Source organism: Streptomyces sp. NPDC000229 (assembly GCF_040300825.1).
GTDB lineage: Bacteria > Actinomycetota > Actinomycetes > Streptomycetales > Streptomycetaceae > Streptomyces.
On record NZ_JBEPEL010000001.1, the window covers coordinates 159,684 to 165,832 of the forward strand.

General features: G+C 72.3%; 6 protein-coding genes. 4 read left to right on the plus strand and 2 right to left on the minus strand.

The features are described 5' to 3' along the window. The first annotated feature begins 53 nt into the window (after positions 1-53). From ABT360_RS00655 to ABT360_RS00670, 4 genes are all read left to right on the plus strand, one after another. Complete coding sequence (locus tag ABT360_RS00655; protein WP_351808506.1) at positions 54-839, plus strand: sugar phosphate isomerase/epimerase family protein; 786 nt, start codon at positions 54-56, stop codon at positions 837-839. A gap of 199 nt (positions 840-1,038) precedes the next feature. Next, positions 1,039-1,629, plus strand: coding sequence for a hypothetical protein (locus tag ABT360_RS00660; RefSeq protein ID WP_351808509.1), 591 nt, complete (start codon positions 1,039-1,041; stop codon positions 1,627-1,629). Positions 1,630-1,766: 137 nt separating this feature from the next. Continuing rightward, the gene (locus ABT360_RS00665; protein WP_351808512.1) at positions 1,767-3,590 is read left to right on the plus strand and encodes a glycoside hydrolase family 3 protein; all 1,824 of its coding nucleotides are present in this window, start codon (positions 1,767-1,769) and stop codon (positions 3,588-3,590) included. A gap of 74 nt (positions 3,591-3,664) precedes the next feature. Continuing rightward, positions 3,665-3,979, plus strand: coding sequence for a hypothetical protein (locus ABT360_RS00670; protein WP_351808515.1), 315 nt, complete (start codon positions 3,665-3,667; stop codon positions 3,977-3,979). 24 nt (positions 3,980-4,003) lie between these two features. Here ABT360_RS00670 and ABT360_RS00675 read toward each other — a convergent pair whose 3' ends face one another. Together ABT360_RS00675 and ABT360_RS00680 are read right to left on the minus strand one after the other, a co-directional pair. Beyond that, positions 4,004-5,422 carry a S28 family serine protease gene (locus ABT360_RS00675; RefSeq protein WP_351808518.1) on the minus strand — a complete coding sequence of 473 codons (1,419 nt, stop codon included), beginning with the start codon at positions 5,420-5,422 and terminating at the stop codon, positions 4,004-4,006. Between the two features lie 81 nt (positions 5,423-5,503). Continuing rightward, on the minus strand, positions 5,504-5,911 hold the full coding sequence (locus ABT360_RS00680) for a hypothetical protein (protein ID WP_351808521.1): 408 nt from the start codon (positions 5,909-5,911) through the stop codon (positions 5,504-5,506). Positions 5,912-6,149 lie beyond the last annotated feature (238 nt).

Here is a 6,149-nt window from a genome sequence, read left to right on the forward strand (position 1 = left end):
GTACGTTCCACGGAGTCCGACCGGACGCGCACCGCACGAAGGAGCTCCAGACCGTGAAGTACGCCTTCTCCACCCTCGGTGTCCCCGGGATGCCGGTCCCCGATGTCGTCCGCCTCGCCGTCGAGAGCGGCTACCAGGGCGTGGAGCTGCGCGCCCACCCCGAGGAGCCGGTGCACCCCGGGCTGGTGGGCCATGAACGGCGGGCGGTGGCCGAGGAGTTCGCGCGGGCGGGGGTCGAGATCCTGACGGTCGCGGGGTACGCGCGGGTCGCGGAGGCCGGTGACGACGAGCCCGTGTACGAGGAGCTCCACCGGCTGCTGTACCTCGCGGCCGACCTGGGCGCACGGTACGTCCGGGTGTTCCCGGGAGGCGGCGACCAGGACCCGGCGGAGGCGGACGCGACGGCGGCCCGGCGGCTGGGCGCGGCGGCGGAGATCGCGGCGGACCTGGGCGTGCGGATCCTGGTCGAGACCCATGACTCGCACCGCACCGGCGCGGACGTGGCGCGGATCGTGGGGGCGGTGGGGCACAAGAACGTGGGCGCGCTGTGGGACGTGATGCACCCCTGGACGGCCGGCGAGGCCCCGGAGGCGACGCACGCCGTGCTGGCGCCGTACCTCGGGTACGTCCAGGTCAAGGACATCGCCTCGGTGGAGGACACCACGCCGCTGGCGCTCGGCGCCGGGGTGCTGCCGCTGGCCGAGTGCCTGGCGCTGGTGGGCGAGGGGGACGGCGAGGCGTGGGCCTGCTGGGAGTACGAGAAGCGGTGGTACCCGCAGGCGGCGGACCTGCCGCCGCTGCTGGCGGCGGGGCGGGAGTATCTGGCCGGGATCGCCTAGCGGGGCGTTCGCCGTCCGCGGCCCGCGCCGCGGAACCATCGCGGCCGTTGCGCCCCCGGCCCGGCTGTGCACTGTTCGGGCGGGCTCCGGACGACACGTCGTCGCATGGGCGCGAGTAGGGGCGTCCGGGTGTGAACCTGTCGTGGAGTCCCCGGGAACCGGTCGGGGACAGACTCGCCCGGAAGGGGAGATTCCTCCCATGGTGTCCAGACGCAGCTTTGTGCAAGTGGGCGGCCTGACCGCCGCCGCATGGACATGGGGAGGCCCGTGGCAGCTCGCCCGGGCGGCGACGAGCGAGCCTCCGCCGGTCGGGGACCACATTCCGGCCACGGAGCTGGGGGACACGGCGGCCTGTACGGTACCGCCCGGCCACGACCCGGAGGTGATCAGGATCGTCTACCGGGTCGGCAGTGAACTGGGCGTCAACGACAAGGTGATGCTCGCCGGTTTCGAGGCCGGGTGGGTCGAGTCGCACATGAACAACCTCGACTGCGGGCACCTCGACTCGGTCGGCGTCTTCCAGCAGCGCCCGAGTCAGGGCTGGGGCACCCGCGAGCAGTGCATGGACGTGACGTACGCGTCCAACTCGTTCTTCACCCGGGCCGTCGAGTCCGACCGCGCCCATCCCGAGTGGACCGCCGGCCAGGTCGCGCAGAGCGTGCAGCGGTCGGCCTTTCCCGAGCGGTACGACCAGGCGGAAGCCAAAGCCCGCGCGCTCATCGAAGAGGCACGCACGGGCAGCGGCGGGCCGGCGACGACGGTGCCGGGGGCGGGGGCCGGTGCCCTGTAGGGAGCCCGGTGGCGGCCCCTCGTCTTCCGTCCCCTTTCCCGGCGCGGTGCGCTCAGGTCCTTGACCTGGCAGTTACTTTCCGGCTATGCGTGACTCCTTGGAAGTTTCCTTCATCCGCATGGCCGGAAGGAGCACCGATGCACCACCGAGCCGCCGCCACCACCCCCTCCAGACGCACTCTCCTCACCGTCACCGCCGCCGCCGCGGCCGCCGCCGTCACCGGGGTCACCACCCCCGCCCACGCGACGGGTGACGACCGCCGCCTCAAGCGGCTCATCTCCCGTATGAGCCTGGAGGAGAAGGTCGGCCAGCTCTTCGTCATGCGGGTGTACGGGCACTCCGCCACCGCCCCCGACCAGGCGGACATCGACGCCAACCTCAAGGAGATCGGCGTCCGCACGGCCGCCGAGCTGATCGCGACGTACCACGTCGGCGGCATCATCTACTTCTCCTGGGCCCACAACACCCGCGACCCGCACCAGATCGCCGACCTGTCCAACGGCATCCAGCGCGCCGCGCTCGACCGGCCCACCCCCGTACCGGTCCTCATCTCCACCGACCAGGAGCACGGCATCGTCGCCCGGATAGGGGAACCCGCCACCCTGATGCCCGGCGCGATGGCGCTCGGCGCGGGCGGCTCACGCTCCGACGCCCGGCGCGCCGCCCATGTGGCGGGCTCCGAACTGGCCGCGCTGGGCATCCGCCAGAACTACGCGCCCGTCGCCGACGTCAACGTCAACCCGGCCAACCCGGTCATCGGCGTACGCTCCTTCGGCTCCGACCCGCGCGCCGTCGCCGGTATGGTCGCCGCCCAGGTCAGCGGCTACCAGCGGGCGGGCATCGCCGCCACGTCCAAGCACTTCCCCGGGCACGGCGACACCTCCGTCGACAGCCACTACGGCCTGCCGACCATCACCCACACCCTTGAGCAGTGGCGCACGCTCGACGCGCCGCCGTTCCGGGCCGCCATCGCCGCCGGGATCGACTCGATCATGACGGCGCACATCGTGGTCCCCGCCCTCGACCCGGCCGAGGACCCCGCCACCCTCTCCCGCCCCATCCTCACCGGCATCCTCCGTGAGCAACTGGGGTACGACGGTGTCGTCGTGACCGACTCGCTGGGCATGGAGGGCGTACGCACCAAGTACGGCGACGACCGCGTACCCGTCCTCGCCCTCAAGGCCGGCTGCGACCAGCTGCTCAACCCGCCGAAGCTCTCCGTGGCGTGGAACGCGGTCCTCAAAGCCGTGCAGAGCGGCGAGATCAGCGAGGCGCGGATCGATGAATCGATTCTCCGCATCCTCCGCCTGAAGGCGAAGCTGGGCCTCTTCCACGAGCCCTACGTCACCCGCGATACCGTCGACCGCACCGTGGGCACCCGGCCGCACCTCGCGACCGCCGACCGGATCGCCGAGCGGACCACGACTCTGCTGCTCAACGACGGCGGCCTGCTCCCGCTCAGCGCCACCGACCGGCCGAACCTCCTCGTCGTCGGCGCCGACGTCGCCTCCCCCTCCGGGACGACCGGCCCGCCGACCGCCACCCTGGCCGGAGCACTGAGCGAACTCGGCTTCACCACCACGGTGTTGCCGACCGGCACCGCTCCGACCACCGCCAAGATCGACGAGGCGGTGGCGGCCGCGGCCGGCAAGGACGCCGTGATCGTGGGGACGTACAACGTCTCGGCGACCAGCAGCCAGCGCACCCTGGTGTCCCGGCTCGCCGCCACCGGCGTCCCCGTCGTCACGGTCGCCATCCGCAACCCGTACGACATCGCCCGTCTCAGTGGTCAGCGTGCCACGCTCGCCACCTACTCCTGGACCGACGTCGAACTGCGCGCCGCCGCCCGTGTCATCGCGGGCCGGGTGCGGCCGGAAGGGCGATTGCCCGTGCCCGTGCAGCGCGCGGACGATCCGGCCCAGGTGCTGTATCCGGTGGGCTACGGCCTGACGTACACATAGCGCAATACCCCCGACGCATCTGGCGTGTGCCCGCCACGGCGGGTCACGCCGGGCGCGAGGATCGGGGGGCTCGCATGCGTCGGCGACGAACCGCGGGGGCGGTGTGCGCCCTGCTGATGGCGGTGGCGCTCACCACCTGTGCAGGCGGCGACAGCGCACCGGCCGGGTTCCGGAGCACGGCCACCGGTTACGGCGAGGTCGTCGGGGATTGCCTCTACGGCTCCCGCGAGGGCCAGGTGAAGGAGACGGCCTGTGACGGCTCCGGCGAGGAGCGGCCGGAGTACCGGGTGGTGCGGGCCGTGGGGCGGCGGGCGCAGTGCCCGCCGTCGGCGGATCTGTACGGGGAGCTGGGCCGGACCGGACCGGTGGGCTGCGCGCGCCGTCCGTGAGCGGTGCGCGCAGCCCCGTACGCCCTACGGGCGCAGGGTCATCTCCCGCTGGAGCTCCCGCTTGTCCAGGCGCGGGTCGTACGTCGTCAGCGGCGCCGCGCGCTGCGGGTCGGCCGGGGCCACGCCCGCCCAGGCCAGGATGCGGGCGGTCGCCTTGGTCCGCTCGGCCTCGGTCAGGCCCGCCACGTTGGCGCCGTGGTTGGCGCCCGGCGCGGTCATGACGTAGGAGTCCCGGGCGCCCTTGTCGACGCGGAACTTCTCGGCGCCCCACGGGTCGTTGCCGCCGTACACGAACAGCATGCCGCGCCCCTGCGTGCGCACCCAGCGGTCGACGTCCCGCATCACCCACGGCTTGAACCGTACGGGGATGTCGCGGGGGACGAAGTTCCGGGCGGGCTGGTAGCCGTACCGGGTCAGGCCCTCGAGGTGGGCCATCTTCATGCTGGGCGAACCGAGTTCGGTGGCGGCCTGGTAGTAGTACGGGGTGTACGGCTCAAGGCCCTGGTCGCTGTAGAACGACCAGCCGGAGTAGGTGTCGATGGTCTCGTACACGACCTGGTCGGTGGCGGTGGCCGCCTCCGGGATCGCGGCGCAGTCGGCCTCGGTGTGGTACTGCCAGAAGCCCCAGACGAAGTCGAGGACGACCGCCTCGTACGCCTTGTCCAGGCTGCCGACCGTGGTGAAGGTCGCGCCCTCGGCCTCGGCCCGGGTGCGGAACATCTCCTGGAGCGGCGCGCGGCGGACGAGCGCCTCACGCTGGAGGGCGTTCAGCCGGTCGCGGCACTCCTCGGTGGAGACGGTCGCGAAGAACCGGTCGTACGCCGAGTCCTCCTTCTCCACCACGTCGTTGGGGGCGACGTACGCGACGACGCCGTCCATGTCGCGGGGGTAGAAGCGCTCGTAGTACGTGGCGGTCATGCCGCCCTTGGAGGCGCCGGTGGCGAGCCACTTGCGGTCGTAGACCTTCTTCAGCGCGGTGAAGATCCGGTGCTGGTCGGAGGCCGCCTGCCAGATGTCCAGCTTCGACCAGTCGGCGGGCTGGGGGCGGGACGGGGTGAAGAAGCGGTACTCCAGGGAGACCTGGTTGCCGTCCACGATCCGCGTCGGCTCGGCGCGCCGGGGGGTGGTGCTGACGGCGTATCCGCTGGTGTGGAAGACGGTGGGACGGGCGGTGTCCTTGTGCAGCAGGGTGAGGCGCTGCTGGAAGGTGCCCTTCGAGCGGTCCCGGTGGTCGACCGGCTGGGCGTAGGTGAGGACGAAGTAGCGGTAGCCGGGATAGGGCTTCTCCTCGACCAGGGTCATCCCCGGGATCGCCAGGATGCGGTCCTTGATATCGGTGGTCGTGCCGCTGTCGGCGGTACCGGCGGCGGTGGCCGTTCCGGCCGCGCTCACGGTGCCTATGAGCACCACGAGAGACAGCAGCCATCTGAGCGCCTTGCGCATTCACCCTCCACGTGGGTTTGCGGTGGTCGCCGCGAACCTAGTGGGGTCAACGTGGTTGCCGCCAGCCCCCGTTGCGTCGGGTCAGCAGAGGATCCAGCCCGTGGAGGCCCCCCGGCCCGCCACGGCGCCGGACGCCCGGACGCAGCGGTTGAGGGCGTGTACGGTGACGGGCCCCGCCTGCCGGGTGAACGCGCCCGCGTCGACCGCGGCGCGTCCGCCGCGCGGCTGGACGGCCACCGACATGGCGCGCCGGGCGCCGGGCTTCTTCGCGACGGTGACGGCGCACGCGTACTGGCGGTTCTTGTACACCCGCAGCTCGCCCGTGCTGAACGTCATCGTCTTGACGAGGCGCCCGGAACAAGCGGTGGCCGCCGCGTCGGCACGTGGGGTGCCGGGTCCGGCGAGGACGAGGAAACCCGCGGCGACCAGCACCGCGAGCGCGCACATGAGCAGTCGTCCTGTCCTGGCCGTGACCACCACATCGAACACGCTTGCTCCCCTTCGCCGCATGAGCGTACATGCGTACGACGCACGTGGGGGCCACGTGGTTGCGTCGCGGTGGTGTTCCCCCACCGGGAGGGGAGGTTCCGAGGCGTTACGCCGTCGCCGCCGGGGTCTCTGCCGGGGTTTCACCGATGAAGGTGCGCCAGAGCTCCGCGTACCGGCCGCCGCGGGCGAGCAGGTCGTCGTGGGTGCCGTCCTCGGCGACGCGGCCGTGGTCCATGAC